Raw genomic sequence first — 17,353 nt, forward strand, 5'->3', positions numbered from 1 at the left:
GTGAGGACGGGGGTCGATCGGGTGGCGCGGTTCGAGGCTACGCCCTGCTGCCCTGCCGGCGGCAGGGCGTCCGTGCGGTCGGGCGCGCGGATGGTCCCGCGGGCGCCGCCACACGCGTACGCCAGGGACTGCATGGCCGAGGGCGGCTCAGCTCGCGAAGCGCACCGGCATGAGCACGTAGCGGTAGCTGCTGTCGGGCTCGGAGTCGGCCTCGGCCTGCCCGGTCAGCACGGCGGGGCGGCTGGGCTGGGTGAAGCTGAGCCTGCTCCAGGCCGTGCCGACGGCGTGGAGCCCGTCGAGCAGGAACTGGGGGTTGAAGGCGATCTGGATCTCGGGACCGTTGAGGGTCGCCTCGACGGCCTCGGAGGCCTGGGCGTCGTCGCCGGTGCCGGCCTCGATGGCGACCTGGCCGTCGGTGAACTTCAGCAGCACCGGGGTGTTGCGCTCGGCGACGAGGGCCACGCGCTTGACGGCCTCCTCGAGGGCGGCGGTCTCGATGACGGCCTCGGTGTCGACGGACGTCGGGAAGATCGAGGTGACCTTGGGGTACTCGCCGTCGAGCAGTCGGGTGGTCGCCCGGCGCTGGCCGGCCTCGAAGCCGATGAGGCCGTCGCCGCCCTGACCGAGCGCGAGCTCGACCGAGCCCGAGGCGCCGAGGGCGCGGGCGGTGTCGGAGAGCTGGCGAGCCGGGATGAGGGCGACGTGGTTGGCGTCGGTCGCGGTCGGGCTCCAGGTCAGCTCGCGCATGGCGAGGCGATAGCGGTCGGTGGCCAGCAGGGTGACCTTGTCGCCGTCGATCTCCATGCGAACGCCGGTGAGGATCGGCAGCGTGTCGCCCTTGTCGGCGGCCACGGAGACCTGGGCGACGGCCTGGGTGAAGACGTCGCCGGCGATGGTTCCGCTCGCCTCGGGGGCTGCCGGGAGGGTCGGGTAGTCGGCGACGGGCATCTCGCGCAGGGCGAAGCGGGAGGAGCCGCAGGCGACGTTCACCTTGGTGCCGTCGGTGCTGACATCGATCGGCTTGTTGGGCAGGTTGCGCGAGATGTCGGCGAGCAGGCGCCCGAGCACGAGCACCTGGCCGGCCTCGGCGACGTCGGCCGGCACGGTGATGCGCGCGGACACCTCGTAGTCGAACGCCGACAGCGTGAGGGTGCCGTCCTCGTTCGCGTCGACGAGCACGCCTGCGAGCACGGGGACCGGCGGGCGGGCCGGCAGGCCACGCGCAACCCAGGTCACGGCCTCGGCCAGGACGTCTCGCTCAACCCGAAACTTCACGGTGCACTCACTTCGACGGGGAAGGTCATTGGGGCTCAGACACTAGTGCCTGCCGGTGACTGACACCACAGACACTCCCGTGATGACCAGACAGGTCGAAATCACACGTTTGCCGGGGTCGCCGCGAGCGTTCGGCCCGACCCTCGTTGTCGGGGCTCATCTCCTCGACTTGGGTCTCGTCATAGTCATAGGTGCTGTGGATGCTGTGGACAACCCGAGTTCGGGCAGGTCAGGCCGCGGACGGGGCTGTGCACGACGTGTGTGCCGCGAACAGTCGCGTCACGCGCCTGCTGTGGACGCGGATCCGCGCTGCACAGCGTCCCCACAGCCCGCGGCGACCTTGTCCGCAGGCGGCCGCTGTTCGTCCACACGTTTCCACAGGACGGTGTGGAGGAGCGTTCGTCTTTTGTCCGATTTGCTGGCATTGGTGACTAGTCAGCTGTGCGTGGAGGAGGGCTCCGCTTCCACAGAGTTTTCCACAAGCGGTGGACAACCCTTGGCTGATGCCACTGCGCGCGTCTGGTCCCCGGGGGTCACGGGAAGGTCACGCTGTGCACACAGCTGTGGACAAGGGTGTGGACAGATGTGGACGTCATGGGCCCGAGGGGCGTGCACGGCCGGCGAGCGATGCCGCGGACTAGTCCGCGGGGGTGGCGGTGACCACGAGGCGGGGTGATGCGGAGAGCAGCGTCTCGAAGAGCGCGGGAGGGTCCGGCAGTGGGCCGAGCTGCGAGAAGACCTCGCTCGTGACGGCCCCGCGGAGCAGCGTCCACGCCGCGATTCCCTGCGCGAGCATGGCCGGGTCGATGCCGGTGTCGTCGAACATGGGGTCCTCGAGGAGCGGCCCGAGGGCGGTCGTCGCGTCGGGCGGGGTGACGCCGAGGGCGTCGGCGCCCGGGACGCGCCCCGCTCGTCGCGCGTCCTCGAGCAGGGTGACGAGCAGGGCCATGACGGCGGTGCCCGGCTCGGTCGTCCGCTCGGCCGGCGCCTGGTAGTCCGGCACCGGTGACCCGTAGATGAGCGCGAAGTCGTGCGGATGCTCCAGGGCCCACCCGCGCAGCGCCCGGCGGAGAGCGTTCCATCGACCGACGAGGTCGGCGGGGTCGACCGCGTCGTGCGCGGTTCGCACCGTGTCGGCAAGTGAGAGATAGGGTCGACGATCAGCCGGGTCGGCAGCTCGTCGCGGCTCTCCACGTAGCGGTAGATGCCTGAAGACACCATGCCGAGGTCGCGGGCGACGGCCCTGAGGCTGAGGCCGGCCGCGCCGGACGTGGCCAGGTGATCGCGCGCGACGCGGAGGATGTCGGCCTCGACCGTCCTGCGGTTGCGGGCGCGCTTGCCGAGCGTCGCGGGGGTCCCAGTCGCGTCCATGACAGGGGCCACACCGTGACCCTCGCCTCGCGCTCGGGCCGGGTGCCGGAGCGGCCCTGGGAGGCCACCGACCCGGGCGCCGTCGAGGTCGTCGCTGCCGACGCCGCCGACGCGGCTCGTCTCACTGCCCTCGCCACGGGCGCCGCCAGCATCGTCAACGCGGTCAACCCGCCCCGCTACCTGACGTGGGACACCGACTGGCCCCCCGTCGCCGCCGCCACCCTGGCCGCGGCCGAGGCCTCCGGTGCCGGCCTCGTCATCATCGGCAACCTCTACGGCTACGGCCGCGTCGCGGCGCCGATGAGGGAGGGCGACCCGATGCGCCCTGCGGGGCACAAGGGCGCCCTGCGTGCGGACATGTGGACCGAGGCGCTGGCCCGCCACGACGCGGGACGTCTCCGAGCCACCGAGCTGCGCTCCAGCGACTACTTCGGCCCGGGCACCACGCCGCGCACCAGCTACCTGTGCGACGTCGTCCTCGACGCGCTGCTCGCTGGCCGCCCACCGTTCGTGCCGATCGGTCGGGCCGAGCCCCGCACTCGTGGACCTACGTCCCCGACGTGGGCGCCCTCGCTGCCCGCGTCGCGACGAGCGACGACGCGTAGGGGCCGGCGTGGCACGTGCCGACCTCGGCTCCGCGCACCTTCGACGAGGCAGCGCGCGACATCGCCCGGATCGCCGGCGTGAAGCCCAGGAAGGTACGCGTGCTGCCCGCCCGCTCGGCACCGCGGCCGGGCTCGTCGTCCCCTTCATGCGCGAGGTCCGCGAGACGCGCCACCAGTTCGAGCGGCCCTTCGTGCTCGACAGCACGCTCACCCAGCGCACGTTCGGGCTCGCCCCCACGCCGTGGGACGACGCGCTCGCGGCCACCATCACCGCCCGGCGGGGCTGACGGCATACGCCATCGGGGCCGACAGGCCCCCGCGTCAGTGGGACTGCTGGCGGATGCGGTTGGTCAGCTCGGTGACCTGGTTGTAGATCGCGCGGCGCTCACCCATGAGCTCACGGATCTTGCGGTCGGCGTGCATCACCGTCGTGTGGTCGCGGCCGCCGAAGTGCTGGCCGATCTTCGGCAGGCTGAGGTCGGTCATCTCGCGGCAGAGGTACATCGCGATCTGGCGGGCCGTGACGAGCTGGCGCGAGCGGCTCGAACCGCAGAGGTCCTCGATGGTGACGGCGTAGTAGGCGGCCGTCACCGCCATGATCGTCGCCGCGGTCACCTGGTTGGGCGTCTCGTTGGGAAGCACGTCCTTGAGCACGATCTCGGCGAGCGGCAGGTCGACGGGCTGGCGGTTGAGGTTGCTGAACGCCGTGACGCGGATGAGGGCGCCCTCGAGCTCGCGGATGTTGGTGCTGAAGTTCGTCGCGATGTACTCGAGGACGTCGTCGGGCACCGACATGCGGTCCTGGATCGCCTTCTTGCGCAGGATCGCGATGCGGGTCTCGAGGTCGGGCGGCTGCACGTCGGTCAGCAGGCCCGACTCGAACCGGGTGCGCATGCGGTCCTCGAAGCCGGACAGCTCGCGCGGGGGCAGGTCGGAGGTGATGACGATCTGCTTGTTCGCGTTGTGCAGCGTGTTGAAGGTGTGGAAGAACTCCTCCTGCGTCTGCAGCTTGCCCTGGAGGAACTGGATGTCGTCGATGAGCAGCACGTCGACGCTGCGGTAGCGACTCTGGAACGCACTCGCCTTGTCGTCGCGGATGCTGTTGATGAAGTCGTTGGTGAACTCCTCGGAGTTCACGTAGCGCACCCGCACGTTCGGGAACATGGTGCGCGCGTAGTGGCCGATCGCGTGGAGCAGGTGCGTCTTGCCCAGACCCGACTCGCCGTAGACGAAGAGCGGGTTGTACGCCTTGGCCGGCGCCTCGGCGACCGCGACCGCCGCCGCGTGGGCGAAGCGGTTGCTCGCGCCGATGACGAAGGTGTCGAAGGTGTACTTCGGGTTGAGCCGGGTGTCGCCGGGCGAGCTCGGCTCCGGACGCTGCTGCAGCCGGAGGGGTCCGCTCTCGCCGCCGCTCAGCGGGTCGGGGCCGAGCTCCATCTGCGTCTGCACGTCGGGGTATGCCGGCCGGCCGGGCTCGTCGAGGTCGGCGCCGTTGAGCGCCGGTGCACTCTCGGCGAGGTCACGAAGCGGGTTGTTCGCGTGGTGCGCCGGGCTCTGTCCCGGAGCGCGTAGGCCGCTGGCCCCGTTCGCCCCGCCCGCCGGGGGGCCGTTGTGGTGCCCGATGGAGTCGGGGCCGGCCGAGCGGCGCGGGCCGTCGTGCACCTGCCCGGTCGGCTCGTCGTTGATCATGCCGAGGTCGGTCTCGAGGCTCTCGTCGACGGAGACGGCGAGAGCGACCGGGTGCCCGAGCTGGTCACCCAGGGCGGTGTGGATCTGTTCGCGGACGCGCTGCTCGAGGAAGTCCTTGGTGAAGGTGTTGGGAGCACGCACGAGCGCGGTCTGGTCGAGCACGCCGACGAGACGGCACAGCCGGACGAACGCGCGCTCCTGGTTCGACAGCCCGGAGTCGAGTGTGCCGAGCGTCTGCTGCCAGATCTGCGCGTAGTCGACGCCTGTCTCGGCCACCAATCCCACCTGCCCCTGAAGTCAATTCCGTTGCACTTGTTTCGATCCCGGCGCTGAGCGCACTCGAGCGAGGTCGAGCGGGAGCTCGACCATGCCGGGTCGGACGACTGGGACGCGCCCGTGCCTCGGTGAACGATGCCCTGTTGTCCACACGTTTGTCCACAGCCTGTGCATGGGTCGGGTGAGGATCGTGAAGTCGAAAACCTACCCCGCCGGGGCCGTCGTGACAATCGCGCCGAGCCGAGAACTTCTGCGGCCGCGGCGTGTCGCCTTGCAATCGCGGGCGCACGTTCCAAGATCGTCTGTTCTGGTCCGTCCGGCCCGGGCCTCCGCACCGGTTTGACCCTTCTTCCGGCGCTCCCGTATCGTTGACCGAGCGTGTCTGCGACCTCTTTCGCATGCCCATGGCCCCGAGCCCCGGTTCTGCCGGGTCCGGTCCTCCCTGGGCTTGCCGATTGCGGTCGCATCGGCCACCGCCAGCCCCACCCCGGGAGCCTCCTGCCGCAGCTGCGTCGGGCGTGCACCCGCAACCTACGGAGAACCTCGTGAGCAAGCGCACCTTCCAGCCGAACAACCGTCGCCGCGCCAAGACGCACGGCTTCCGCCTTCGCATGCGCACGCGCGCCGGCCGCGCCATTCTCGCTGCACGCCGCCGCAAGGGCCGCGCCGAGCTCTCTGCCTGAGTCGCCGGAGGCCGCGGCGTGCTGCCGGCACGTCACCGACTGCGTGAGCGGGCGGACTTCACCACGGCAGTGCGCGGGCCTGGCGCCAGCAGAGCAGGCGGGCGACTGATCGTCGTGCATGCCAACCGGACCGATGCGCGTGCGGAACTTCCGCCGCGCGTCGGTTTTGTTGTGTCCAAGGCCGTCGGCAACGCCGTGGTGCGCAACCGCACCAAGCGCCGACTCCGCGCCAGCGTCGCGTCCCGGTTGGACGGCATACCTGCCGGGTATGACCTCGTCGTGCGCGCCAACCCGGCAGCGGCGCAGGCCAGCTGGGCAGAGCTCGACACCGCCTTCGGCCGCCAGCTCGAGAAGGTCTGCCGCCCATGAGCGCCACGGTAAACCGCGTGCTCGCGGCCCCGTTCGTGCTCGCCGTCCGGCTCTACCAGCGCCTCATCTCCCCGATGCGGCCGCCCACCTGCCGCTTCTACCCCAGCTGCTCGCAGTACGCCGTTACGGCACTCACGCGGTTCGGGCCCGTGCGCGGCGGCTGGCTCGCCGCCCGGCGCATCGGCCGCTGCCACCCGTGGAACCCGGGGGGTGTCGACCCCGTTCCGATGACATGGGCCGAGCGCAACGACTGGGACCCCGCCGACTTCCGGCCCTCCGGTGAACACCACCCGGCCGGTCACCCGATGACAGAGGAAAGACGTTGATCGAGTTCTTCAACACCCTGCTCTATCCGATCAAGCTCGGTGAAGCCTGGGTCATGTACGCCTGGCACTGGCTCTTCGACACCATCGGGCTGCCGACCGGCTGGGCGTGGGCGATGTCGATCGTCGGCCTCACCGTCGTCGTCCGGGTTCTGCTGATCCCGCTCTTCGTCAAGCAGATCCACTCCTCGCGCCGGATGCAGCTCATCCAGCCCGAGATGCAGAAGATCCAGAAGAAGTACAAGGGCAAGCGCGACCCCGAGAGCCAGAAGGCGCAGCAGGCCGAGATCATGGATCTCTACCGGCGCACGGGCACCAACCCGTTCAGCAGCTGCCTCCCGATCCTCATCCAGTCACCGTTCTTCTTCGCGCTCTTCCAGCTGCTCAACAACCTCAAGGCACAGGCCGAGGGCGTCCCAGGCCACGACGCCATCGGGCCGATCACCGGCGGGGTCGCCAGGGTCATCGAGAGCTCGACGATCTTCGGCGCGAAGCTCTCAGACGCCTTCTTCATGCAGGGCGCCACCTCACCGCTCAGCACCAAGATCCTCACAGCGATCCTCATCGTGCTCATGTCGGCGACGACGTTCACGACGCAGTACCAGCTGATGCGCAAGAACATGCCGGCGTCGGCCCTCGACAACCCGTTCGCCAAGCAGCAGAAGGTACTGCTCTACCTGATGCCGATCTTCTTCGCGATCTCCGGCGTCAACTTCCCGGTCGGTGTGCTGCTCTACTGGCTCACGACGAACCTGTGGACGATGGGCCAGCAGTTCTACGTCATCCGCAACATGCCCGCACCGGGATCCGAGGCCGAGGCCAACCGGCGCAAGCGCCTGGAGCGCAAGGGCAAGACCGTCGAGGAGCTCACGGTCCCCGGCCTCGACACCAGCGACGGCGTGCCCGACGATGCCCCCAAGGCCGGTCAGCGCCAGCAGCCCAAGAGCAAGAAGCGCGCCCGTACGCAGGCGCCCAAGAACCGTCGCTGAGGTTCGTCCACAATCTTGTCCACACTGCCTCTGGGCCTCTGAACTGCGGAAACGTGACTTTTCCACAGTTGCCCGGGGTGAACGAAGGAGTTATCCATGAGCGACACACAGGCTACCGAGGCCGACAACCAGACCGACCTTTCCACGGGAGACGAGCGCCCCGCCGTGGCCGACGCGACGGCCGCTGTCGAGCCGGTGGCAGCTGCCTCCCCCGAGGAGGGGAGCGACGCGCCGGACGTGGAGCCTGAGGCCGACACGGGCGACAAGGCTGACAAGGGCGACAAGAAGTCGCGGGTTCGCCAGCTCGAGCGTGAGGGTGAGGTCGCTGCCGACTTCCTCGAGACGCTGCTCGACATCGCCGACCTCGACGGCGACATCGACGTCGACGTCGACGGTGACCGCGCCGCCATCGCCATCGTCGACTCCGACGAGGGCCGGGTGCCCCGTCGCCTCGTCGGCGCCGACGGCAAGGTTCTCGAGGCGCTGCAGGAGCTGACCCGGCTCGCCGTGCAGGCCGAGACGGGTGAGCGCAGCCGCCTCATGCTCGACATCGCGGGCCACCGCGCGCAGCGTCGCTCGGCGCTCGTCGAGCTCGCGAAGGTGGCCATCGCCGAGGTCAAGGAGTCCGGCACGAAGCGTTCCCTGGAGCCGATGACGGCCTTCGAGCGCAAGGTCGTGCACGACGAGGTGGCCGCTGCCGGTCTCGTGTCCGAGTCCGAGGGTGTGGACCCGCACCGTCACATCGTCATCCTCCCCGCCTGAACCCGCCTGAACCCGCCTGAACCCGCCTGAACCCGCCTGAACCCGCCTGAACCGCCGCCTGCATACCGTCTCGTTTCACGTGAAACGTGGCTCGTGAGCGGCCGGCTGGACCAACTACGTGAGGAGTGGGAGCGAGTGAACCACGAAGCTCCCGAACCGATCGAGCGCGTCGAGCCCATGGAGCTGGGGGAGCCGGGCGCCCCGGCTGTGCCGGCTGTGGCCGCCCATGTCTTCGGCGAGCGGCTGGCGCTGGCGGAGCACTTCGTGGCGATCCTCGCCGACACCGGGATCAGTCACGGGCTGATCGGTCCTCGTGAGGCGCCGCGCCTGTGGGACCGGCACGTGCTCAACTGCGCCGTCGTGGAGGAGCTGATTCCCCGGACGGGGGACGTGCAGCGGGTGATCGACGTCGGCTCGGGCGCCGGGCTGCCCGGGCTCGCCCTGGCGATCGCCCGGCCCGACCTCGAGCTCCACCTCGTCGAACCGTTGGCCCGACGCACCGCTTGGCTCTCGGAGACGGTGCAGCAGCTGGAGCTCCCCAACGTGACCGTCCACACCGCGCGCGCCGAGGCCCTGTGGGACCGGCTCGCTGCGCCTTGGGTGACGGCGCGCGCCGTCTCGAAGATCGTCCAGCTCGCCGAGTGGACGTTGCCGCTCCTCACCGATGGCGGCAGCCTGTTGGCGCTCAAGGGCTCACGGGCCCAGTCCGAGCTCGACGAGAGCCGGGCGGCGCTGGTCCGCCTCGGTGTCGTGGAGAGTGAGGTGCAGCCTGTCGGCGGCGACCTGCTCGACGAGCCGACCCTGGTGCTGCGAGCCACCATCGGTGCGGCCGTCGACCGCCGACGCTTCGGTTCCAAGCAGCCGTCGAGTGCAGGCTCAGCACGTCGACGGGCAGATCGACCGCGCGGATCGCGACGCTCCGGCCCGGCGGCGAGCGGTCGTCGGCGCCATCAGCCATGATCGTGTCCAGACCATTCGAAGGTCGGCCCCAGCCGTGTGCACGGCGTGGTCGGCCCTCAAACCCGGAGGTGCGCTCCCTGTGACGATGTCGACCAACCTCGGCTGGCCGAGTGAACCCGACCCGGAGCCGGAGCACCGACGTCTGGGGTGGTTGGCTCGCATGCTCGGTGTTTCACGTGAAACGAACGGCCAAGCCATCGACCACCCTTCGACCGTCGACTCCGCCCCGGCCAGCACGACCGGTGTCATGGAGATGACTGAGTCCGTCCCTACGACAGAGCCGAGCCTCATCGTGGAGGACACCGTCGTTGCCGCGGGCCAACCCGCTGCTACAGGGTCAGACCTCGCTGACGGCCGCGTGACCCACCCATCGTCGGGCGACGACTCCGGAGACCGGGCCGGCGGGGCGTCCGACGGCGACCTGCCGGTCACGCTGCCGGACCTCCTACCTGGTGCGGACTCCACGACCGACTCGACGACCGATGCGAACGTCGAGCCTCCGGTCGACCCTGCGGCGGCCTCCGGTCGCGACCTCTCCGCCGAGCCCGAGACGACCGAGGTGCCGATCGTGCAGACGGACGCCGAGCCGACCGAGAGCTCCGTCGTGGCGGAGCCGACAGTGGCGGGGGAGGCGGAGTCGATGCCGGGACACGTGGCTCAGCCGCCTGTGGACAACGCGGTGGACGAAGCGGGCCCCATGGGCGTTTCTGAACGGGAATCCTCCTCATATGGGGCTGGGGACAACGTTGTGGACGAATCACTCGAAGCAGTACGCCAGCGGGTCGACCACGCAGACAGGGAGGCGCTCGCCGCGGCCCTGCCCACGCCGGGAACGGACACACCTCTCGCCCGCGAACTGGCCGAGAACGCCCGCCGCCGCATCCAGCTGACGGGGCGTCCCTTCCCGAAGCCGGCTTCGCCAAGGGTTCTGACGGTGGCGAACCAGAAAGGCGGTGTCGGCAAGACCACCACCACGGTGAACGTCGCGGCTGCGCTCGCGCAGGCCGGGCTCACCGTCCTCGTCATCGACCTCGATCCGCAGGGCAACGCGAGCACCGCCCTCGGCATCGACCACCACGCGGAGGTGCCGTCCATCTACGACGTCCTCGTGGACGGCTCGCCATTGCTCGACGTCGTGCAGCCCTGCTCCACCGTCGAGAACCTGCACTGCGCGCCCGCGACCATCGACCTGGCCGGCGCCGAGATCGAGCTCGTGTCGCTCGTCGCCCGCGAGTCCCGCCTCCAGAAGGCGATCGCGGCCGCGGCTGAGCAGGGTCACGAGTTCGACTACATCCTCATCGACTGCCCCCCGAGCCTCGGCCTGCTCACGGTCAACGCCATGGTTGCCGCGAGCGAGGTGTTCATCCCGATCCAGTGTGAGTACTACGCGCTCGAAGGCCTCTCCCAGCTGCTGAAGAACATCGACCTCGTCAAGCGCCACCTCAACCCGGCACTGCATGTCTCGACGATCCTGCTGACGATGTACGACGGTCGCACGCGTCTCTCGGCCCAGGTGGCCGACGAGGTGCGCGAACACTTTCCCGAGCAGGTGCTGCGGACGACGGTGCCGCGCTCGGTCCGTGTCTCCGAGGCGCCGAGCTTCGGCGAGACCGTGATGACCTACGACCCGGCGAGCAGTGGCGCTCTGGCATATCTCGAAGCCGCTGGCGAGCTCGCCGATCGAGGTGCAGCCGTCGACGTCTGAACCGCAACCGGATCTGGGTCATCCAGGTAACGGGACCGCCGCTGACGGCGGTCCCGTTTCACGTGAAACCGTGTGGGCCCGTGCGGCGGATTGTCGCGTTTCACGTGAAACGACTGTTATGCCGACTGCACGACCATCGACCGAGCCGCGTTTCACGTGAAATGTGACTGCCTACCCACCGTTCAGCGGGCCAAAACTCACGGTCGCTCGTGTTTCACGTGAAACGCATGCGCCAGCCGGTACCAACGGCACCGCCGCGACTCACGCCGCAGGTGCGCGGACCAGCATCCGGCAGCACCTAGACTGAGCGCCGGACGCGATGGGCGCGTCGGTGATGACAAGGGGTTGGCGAATGGCGGAGAAGCGTCGAGCACTGGGTCGAGGCCTCGGAGCCCTCATCCCGAGCGCGCCGAGTGGAGGCGCGGGTCGACCCGTCGACGTCTTCTTCACCGAGCAGAAGCAGCCGAGTCAGACCATCGACGCCCCGCCAGCAGAGCCGGCCACCGCAGACGCACCGTCCCAGGCCGAGCCCGCGGTGAACGCGACGCCGGCCGCGGCGCAGGCGAACGGCGCGCCCACGACGACCCCTCACGACGGGCAGGACGGTGCGCAGGCATCCGACGCGCCACGCGCTGCCGGCGAGGTGGCGACCGAAGATGCCACGAGCGGCCTGGCTGTCGTGCCCGGAGCCGAGTTCGCCGAGCTCGACATCGAGTCCATCCGACCGAACCCCAAGCAGCCCCGCACGGTCTTCGATGAGGACCACCTGGCCGAGCTCGTCCACTCGATCCGTGAGATTGGCGTGCTCCAGCCGGTCGTGGTGCGCCGCATCCCGGCGGACCAGCTGTCAGAGGCGGACGGCAAGACGTACGAGCTGATCATGGGTGAGCGGCGCTGGCGCGCCTCACAGGCGGCCGACCTCGGCGTGATCCCGGCGATCATCAAGGACACGAGCGACGACGACCTGCTGCGCGACGCACTCCTGGAGAACCTCCACCGCAGCCAGCTCAACCCGCTCGAGGAGGCCGCGGCCTACCAGCAGCTGCTCGACGACTTCGGCTGCTCGCACGAGGAGCTCGCGACCCGCATCAGCCGGTCGCGTCCGCAGATCTCGAACACGCTGCGCCTGCTCAAGCTGCCGCCCCTCGTCCAGCGCCGGGTCGCTGCAGGTGTGCTCAGTGCAGGTCACGCCCGCGCCCTGCTCGGCCTGGCCGACGGCGGCGCGATGGAGCGGATGGCGCAGCGCATCGTCGCTGAGGGTCTCTCGGTGCGCAACGTCGAGGAGCTGGTGGCCCTGGGGGAAGGCAACGACGCGCCCAAGCCGCGTCGGCCCCGTGCTGGCGGCCGCCACCCGCAGCTCGATGACTTCACCTCGAACCTCTCGGACCACCTCGAGACGCGGGTGGCCATCGCGCTGGGCCAGCGCAAGGGCAAGATCACCGTCGAGTTCGCCTCGATGGAGGACCTCCGACGCATCCTCGGCCTCATGGGGATGTCGCCCGACCGCGACTGACGCCACGGTCGGCGCGAGCGCGGGATCACGACCCGACCACCGAGACGGGGACCAGCACACCATGCCAGAGGGCCACACGATCCATGCGCTCGCCGACCGGCTCGAGCGTGCGTTCAAGGGGCATGCGCTCGAGGCGAGCAGCCCTCAGGGGCGCTTCGCGGCCGATGCCGAGCTCCTCGACGGCCAGGTGCTCGAACGTGCGCAGGCCTGGGGCAAGCACCTCTTCGTCGACGTGGGGGACCTGGCGTTGCACGTGCACCTCGGCCTGATCGGGCAGTTCCCGGTGCGGCCGTTGGGCGTCGACGGTCCGCCGTCGCCCGTGGGTGCAGTCCGGCTTCGTCTCGTCGGACCCCAGCACTGGGCAGACCTGCGCGGCCCCATGATCTGCACCCTCGTGGACCGTGCGCGCCGTCAGGAGATCGTGGCCACCCTGGGTCCTGACCCTCTCCGACGGCGAAGCGACCCCGGTGCCGGTTGGGAGCGTCTGCGCCGCAGCCGGCGCAGCATCGCCGAGCTGCTCATGGACCAGTCCGTGGTGGCGGGCGTCGGCAACGTCTACCGCTGCGAAGTGCTGCACCGTCTCGCCGTCGACCCTCTCACGCCGGGCAGAGACGTGTCGGAGCAGGTGTGGAACGAGATCTGGGACGACCTCGTGCTGCTGATGCCCCTGGGGCGCGTCTTCTCACAGATCATCACGATGCCCGACCAGGTCGCGGCAGCCCAGCGGGCCAGACGCTCTGGCCGATCGCGTGCCATCAGCCGGCAGCTCACGGGTGAGCGCCTCGGAGACACCTTCGAGAGGCGCTTCCTCGTCTACAAGCGCACTGGTGAGCCGTGCCCGCGGTGCCGAAACACCTTGCAGCAGAAGGAGATCGCGGGCAGGCGCCTCTACTGGTGCCCTGCCTGCCAGGTCCGTCACTGAGGCGGACCCAGGGCCTCGCCGAGGGCGTGCCCGTGCGTGATCCCGCCGTCATCGAGCCCTAGGCTGGTGGCATGGCCCTCACCGGTTCGCGGCCTGCGCCGACGCACGTCATCGCCCATCTCTCCGACCCCCACCTGATCGCGGGGGGTGGGCTGCTCGCCGGTCACATCGACACGGCGGGGCAGCTGCGCAAGGCCACGGCCCGGGTCGAGGCCTCGGGCGAGCGCATCGATGCCCTCGTCATCAGTGGCGACCTCGCCGACAGCGGCGACCCCGCTGCCTACGACCTGCTGCTCGAGATCGTGGGCCCCGTCGTCGATCGGCTGGGCGCCTCTCTCGTGGTCACGGGTGGCAACCACGACGAGCGACGACCGATGGCCCAGCGCCTCCACGGTCTCGACACCCACGAGCCACAGGACTGCGTCACCGTGGTCAACGGGTTGCGCATTATCGCCGTGGACTCGGCGGTGCCCGGCTACCACCACGGCGGCTTCTCGGACGCGCAGTACGCCTGGCTGGCCGACGAGCTCTCGCAACCCGCCGAGCACGGCACGCTGCTCGTCGTCCACCATGCGCCCATCACGTATCGCTCACCCGTCATGCAGCTGCTCGACTTCGACGACGTCGACCGCCTCCGCGAGGCGATCGAGCCCACCGACGTGCGAGCCGTGCTCAGCGGGCACCTGCACGTGACGAGCTTCGGCAACCTCGGTCGCGTTCCGGTCTTCGTGGCCGGAGGTGTGAGCTACGTCGACGACGTAGGTGCACCGCGAGAGCTCCTCATGGGTGTCGACGGGCCACAGTCGTGGAACCTCATCGAGGTGCACGCCGACCAGGTCGTGGGCACCGTCGTGCCCATCGAGCAGCACAAGACCTGGCCGGCCCTCTCGGAGGCAGTCATGGAGTTCATGGCGACGGTGCCCGAGGACGAGCAGCGCGAGGTCTTCTCGCGCAAGCGGACGTGACACCGTCCAGTAGTTCGAAAATCGAAGTGTAGATCAGGACGAGCCTCGTTCGACGCAACGGTGAGGACCCGACACGCGGGTCGCAGCAACCAAGGGAGACAGCCATGAGCCAGATCCAGAAAGCCACGTCGGCGGACGGCACCACCATCGCGTACGAGGCCTACGGTTCAGGACCCGTCGCGGTCGTCGTCGGGGGTGCGTTCTGCGACCGCGGCGCCTTCCGCGACGTCGCGCAGGCCCTGGGCGACCTCGGCTTCACGGGCGTCACCTATGACCGCCGCGGACGTGGGGACAGCGCAGACACCGAGCCCTATGCAGTGGCCCGTGAGGTCGACGACCTCACCGCCGTCATCAGCGCAGCCAGCGAAAGCCCTTCTGCCGCATACGCTTTCGGCGTCTCATCGGGTGGCGCACTGGTGATCGAGGCCGTGGCGGCCGGTGCGCCCATCATCAAGGCCTCGGCCCTCGAGGTGCCCTACCGGACCGCCGCCTGGCCGCCGCCGCCGGCCGACTACATCGAGACCCTCGACGCGTTCGAGGCCATGGGCGACCGAGCCGGAATCGTGCGCTACTTCAACAACGAGGTCGTCGGTATGCCCGCGGAGATGGTCGAGGGAATGGTGGGCACGCCGATGTGGGACGCGCTGCTCTCGATGGCCTACACGGTCAAGTACGACGGACTGTGCCTCGGGGGTGATGAGCAGGGCATCCCGGCCGAAACCTTTGCGCGCGTGACGGTTCCGTTCCTGTCGGTCTGCAGCAGCGGGACCCAGATGCCGCGGCTGCACGACGCGGCCGGTGTCGTGGCGAAGGCTCTGCCGAACGCCACCGCGGTCGAGCTGCCCGGCGAGTTCCACCAGGTGCCTGTCGGCGTGCTCGCTCCGGCGCTGGCGGACTTCTTCCGCTCCTGAAGCATCGGCGCCGATGGCGCGTCACTACGACGACCGGTGGGCTCCCTTGCCTGACAAGGGAACCCACCGGCATACGAGGGGATTGCCTCAGCCTGCGATGAGGGCCAGGGCTGGGTTGTGCTCAGGCGGCACGACCTCGCGGGGCGGGCCGGGGGGAGTGCCTCCTTCACCGAAGGGTGAGCCGCCGAGCGCCTGACGGCCGTGCGGGCTCGCCCAGTTCTCGAGCGAGGGCCCGAGCGGCACGATGCCGGTCGGGTTCACGTCCTTGTGCACGACGTAGTAGTGCCGCTTGATGTGTGCGAAGTCGATGGTGTCGCCGAATCCCGGTGTCTGGAAAAGGTCCCGGGCGTAGCCCCACAGCGCGGGCAGCTCGACCAGCTTGCTCCGGTTGCACTTGAAGTGCCCGTGGTAGACGGCGTCGAACCGCACCAGCGTGGTGAACAGCCGCACGTCGGCCTCGGTGACGTGGTCACCGACGAGGTAGCGCCGGGTCGAGAGCCGCTCCTCGAGGAGGTCGAGGTGCTCCCACAGCCGGCGGTAGGCCTTGTCGTACGCGTCCTGCGTGCCGGCGAAGCCGCACCGGTAGACGCCGTTGTTGACGAAGCGGTAGATCGGTTCGCTCACCGCCTCGATCTCGTCGGCGAGCTCGGCTGGGTAGAGGTCGGGCGCGCCGTCGCGGTGCAGGTCTCGCCACTGCGTCTCGAGGTCGACCGTGATCTGCTTGAAGTCGTTCGTCACGACAGCGCCGGTCGGGATGTCGACGATCGCGGGAACCGTTATGCCACGGGGGTATTCGGGATCCCGACGGAGGTAGGCGTCTTGGATGCGCGGGATGCGCAGGACCGGGTCCAGACCGCCCGGATCGAGGTCGAACGTCCAGCTGCGGCTGTCGTGCGTGGGCCCGCAGATCCCCATCGACAGGGCGTCCTCGAGGCCGAGCAGCCGTCGCACGATGATGGCCCGGTTGGCCCATGGGCAGGCCCGCGCCACGACGAGGCGGTAGCGGCCGGCCTCGACGGGGAAGCCATCCCGACCGTCGGCGGTGATGCGAGTGGTGATGTAGTTCGTGTCGCGCTTGAAGCTCTTCTCGACGTACGTCCCCGGCTCGCTCATGCGGCCAACCCTAGTTCGTGAACCCGCGCTCCCGACCAGGCGCACCGGTCGTGGCACGCCCGCGGACGACGAGCCCGCGGTGCTCGGCTGGCTCGCGGGAATGCGTTCGCCCCCAGGCTCGGCCGGCGGATACGAGCGCCTGGTGATGCCGACCGGCGACCGGCGGGCCAGAATGGGGGCATGCGGGAACTTCGGTGGCGCGATGCGTGACCTGCGGGCACTCACGCCCGACCTCGTCGGAGACCTCGTGGGGTCGTGCGCGCCGTGCACCTTCTGGCAGACCGTCCCCCGCAACGGCCACGGCGACGACCGTGCCCCTGAGGACGTGCTCGCCGACTGGGTGCGCGCCGTCACCAGTGAGTGGGGCCCGCCCGGGCGCGTGGCCTATGTGGACGGGCGGCCTGCCGGCTACGTCATGCTGGCGCCGGCCCGGCACGTGCCCCGTCTCGCGGCCTTCCCGACGTCACCGTCGAACCCGTCGACGCTGATGCTCCTCACCGCGGTCACCGCGCAGCCGTATGCCGGCCGGGGCCTTCGCAAGGTGCTCCTGCAGTCCGCCGCGAAGGACGCCCTCAAGCACCGGGTGCGCTCGCTCGAGGTCGTCGCCGCACGCCCGCTCGCGGTCTCGAAGCATCCCTGCGTGCTCGAGGCCGACCTGCTGGAGAAGGCCGGCTACCGCGTCGAGCGTGACCACCCGACCTACCCGCGGCTGAGGATGGACCTGCGGCGCGTGGTCACCCTGCGTGACGAGGCGGCTGCCGCGGTGGCGCGGGCCCTGTCAAGGGTGCCCGGCATGCGGCCCGTGCCGGAGACGCACCCGAACGGCTCGAGCCACGCCCACGTGACCGACCGCGCCTGACTCCGGACAGGCTCGGGGCCACGGTCGAAACGCCTCAGCGCCGCACGCACGACCGGTGCGGTG

General features: G+C 69.9%; 18 protein-coding genes. 14 read left to right on the forward strand and 4 right to left on the reverse strand.

All coding sequences use genetic code 11. From position 1 onward, the window contains the following. Positions 1-147: 147 nt before the first annotated feature. Positions 148-1,275, reverse strand: a complete 1,128-nt coding sequence (gene dnaN / locus ACFQ2V_RS12265) for a DNA polymerase III subunit beta (RefSeq protein WP_386052980.1) — start codon at positions 1,273-1,275, stop codon at positions 148-150. A gap of 637 nt (positions 1,276-1,912) precedes the next feature. Further along, positions 1,913-2,404 (reverse strand): TetR-like C-terminal domain-containing protein, encoded by a 492-nt coding sequence (locus tag ACFQ2V_RS12270; RefSeq protein ID WP_386052981.1) that lies wholly within the window; start codon positions 2,402-2,404, stop codon positions 1,913-1,915. A gap of 257 nt (positions 2,405-2,661) precedes the next feature. Here ACFQ2V_RS12270 and ACFQ2V_RS12275 point away from each other — a divergent pair, with 257 nt between their 5' ends. Then, positions 2,662-3,333, forward strand: coding sequence for a hypothetical protein (locus ACFQ2V_RS12275; RefSeq protein WP_386052982.1), 672 nt, complete (start codon positions 2,662-2,664; stop codon positions 3,331-3,333). Positions 3,334-3,397: 64 nt separating this feature from the next. Further along, positions 3,398-3,538: a hypothetical protein gene (locus ACFQ2V_RS12280; protein WP_386052983.1), complete on the forward strand. Its 141-nt coding sequence runs from the start codon at positions 3,398-3,400 to the stop codon at positions 3,536-3,538. Positions 3,539-3,572: 34 nt separating this feature from the next. Here ACFQ2V_RS12280 and dnaA read toward each other — a convergent pair whose 3' ends face one another. Then, a complete protein-coding gene (gene dnaA, locus ACFQ2V_RS12285; RefSeq protein WP_386052984.1) occupies positions 3,573-5,216 on the reverse strand; it encodes a chromosomal replication initiator protein DnaA in 1,644 nt (547 codons plus the stop codon). Positions 5,217-5,761: 545 nt separating this feature from the next. Between dnaA and rpmH the strand changes: the two genes are divergently transcribed. From rpmH to ACFQ2V_RS12340, 11 genes are all read left to right on the forward strand, one after another. Then, a complete protein-coding gene (gene rpmH, locus ACFQ2V_RS12290; protein ID WP_010849920.1) occupies positions 5,762-5,899 on the forward strand; it encodes a 50S ribosomal protein L34 in 138 nt (45 codons plus the stop codon). A gap of 69 nt (positions 5,900-5,968) precedes the next feature. Continuing rightward, positions 5,969-6,268, forward strand: a complete 300-nt coding sequence (rnpA, locus tag ACFQ2V_RS12295) for a ribonuclease P protein component (protein ID WP_386053165.1) — start codon at positions 5,969-5,971, stop codon at positions 6,266-6,268. Then, the gene (gene yidD, locus ACFQ2V_RS12300) at positions 6,265-6,594 is read left to right on the forward strand and encodes a membrane protein insertion efficiency factor YidD (RefSeq protein WP_386052985.1); all 330 of its coding nucleotides are present in this window, start codon (positions 6,265-6,267) and stop codon (positions 6,592-6,594) included. The genes rnpA and yidD overlap by 4 nt, the downstream gene beginning before the upstream one ends. Next, positions 6,591-7,580 (forward strand): membrane protein insertase YidC, encoded by a 990-nt coding sequence (gene yidC, locus ACFQ2V_RS12305; RefSeq protein WP_386052986.1) that lies wholly within the window; start codon positions 6,591-6,593, stop codon positions 7,578-7,580. Before yidD ends, yidC begins: the two co-directional genes overlap by 4 nt. Before the next feature lie 96 nt (positions 7,581-7,676). Beyond that, a complete protein-coding gene (locus tag ACFQ2V_RS12310) occupies positions 7,677-8,342 on the forward strand; it encodes a Jag family protein (RefSeq protein ID WP_386052987.1) in 666 nt (221 codons plus the stop codon). A 135-nt stretch (positions 8,343-8,477) separates the two neighbouring features. After that, positions 8,478-9,302, forward strand: coding sequence for a 16S rRNA (guanine(527)-N(7))-methyltransferase RsmG (rsmG, locus tag ACFQ2V_RS12315; RefSeq protein WP_386052988.1), 825 nt, complete (start codon positions 8,478-8,480; stop codon positions 9,300-9,302). Between the two features lie 934 nt (positions 9,303-10,236). After that, complete coding sequence (locus ACFQ2V_RS12320; RefSeq protein ID WP_386052989.1) at positions 10,237-11,007, forward strand: ParA family protein; 771 nt, start codon at positions 10,237-10,239, stop codon at positions 11,005-11,007. Between the two features lie 352 nt (positions 11,008-11,359). Further along, positions 11,360-12,520, forward strand: coding sequence for a ParB/RepB/Spo0J family partition protein (locus ACFQ2V_RS12325; RefSeq protein WP_386052990.1), 1,161 nt, complete (start codon positions 11,360-11,362; stop codon positions 12,518-12,520). A 61-nt stretch (positions 12,521-12,581) separates the two neighbouring features. Then, positions 12,582-13,442 carry an Fpg/Nei family DNA glycosylase gene (locus ACFQ2V_RS12330; protein ID WP_386052991.1) on the forward strand — a complete coding sequence of 287 codons (861 nt, stop codon included), beginning with the start codon at positions 12,582-12,584 and terminating at the stop codon, positions 13,440-13,442. A gap of 71 nt (positions 13,443-13,513) precedes the next feature. Then, positions 13,514-14,407, forward strand: a complete 894-nt coding sequence (locus tag ACFQ2V_RS12335; RefSeq protein ID WP_386052992.1) for a metallophosphoesterase family protein — start codon at positions 13,514-13,516, stop codon at positions 14,405-14,407. A gap of 104 nt (positions 14,408-14,511) precedes the next feature. Then, complete coding sequence (locus tag ACFQ2V_RS12340) at positions 14,512-15,318, forward strand: alpha/beta fold hydrolase (RefSeq protein WP_386052993.1); 807 nt, start codon at positions 14,512-14,514, stop codon at positions 15,316-15,318. A gap of 87 nt (positions 15,319-15,405) precedes the next feature. Here ACFQ2V_RS12340 and ACFQ2V_RS12345 read toward each other — a convergent pair whose 3' ends face one another. Beyond that, entirely contained in the window at positions 15,406-16,431 is a 1,026-nt protein-coding gene (locus tag ACFQ2V_RS12345) for a glutathione S-transferase family protein (protein ID WP_386052994.1), read from the reverse strand. Between the two features lie 202 nt (positions 16,432-16,633). On the opposite strand from ACFQ2V_RS12345, the gene ACFQ2V_RS12350 reads away from it, so the two are divergent. Beyond that, positions 16,634-17,290 carry a GNAT family N-acetyltransferase gene (locus ACFQ2V_RS12350; RefSeq protein ID WP_386052995.1) on the forward strand — a complete coding sequence of 219 codons (657 nt, stop codon included), beginning with the start codon at positions 16,634-16,636 and terminating at the stop codon, positions 17,288-17,290. Positions 17,291-17,353: the final 63 nt, after the last annotated feature.

Source organism: Terrabacter terrigena (assembly GCF_042676085.1).
Taxonomy (GTDB): domain Bacteria; phylum Actinomycetota; class Actinomycetes; order Actinomycetales; family Dermatophilaceae; genus Terrabacter; species Terrabacter terrigena.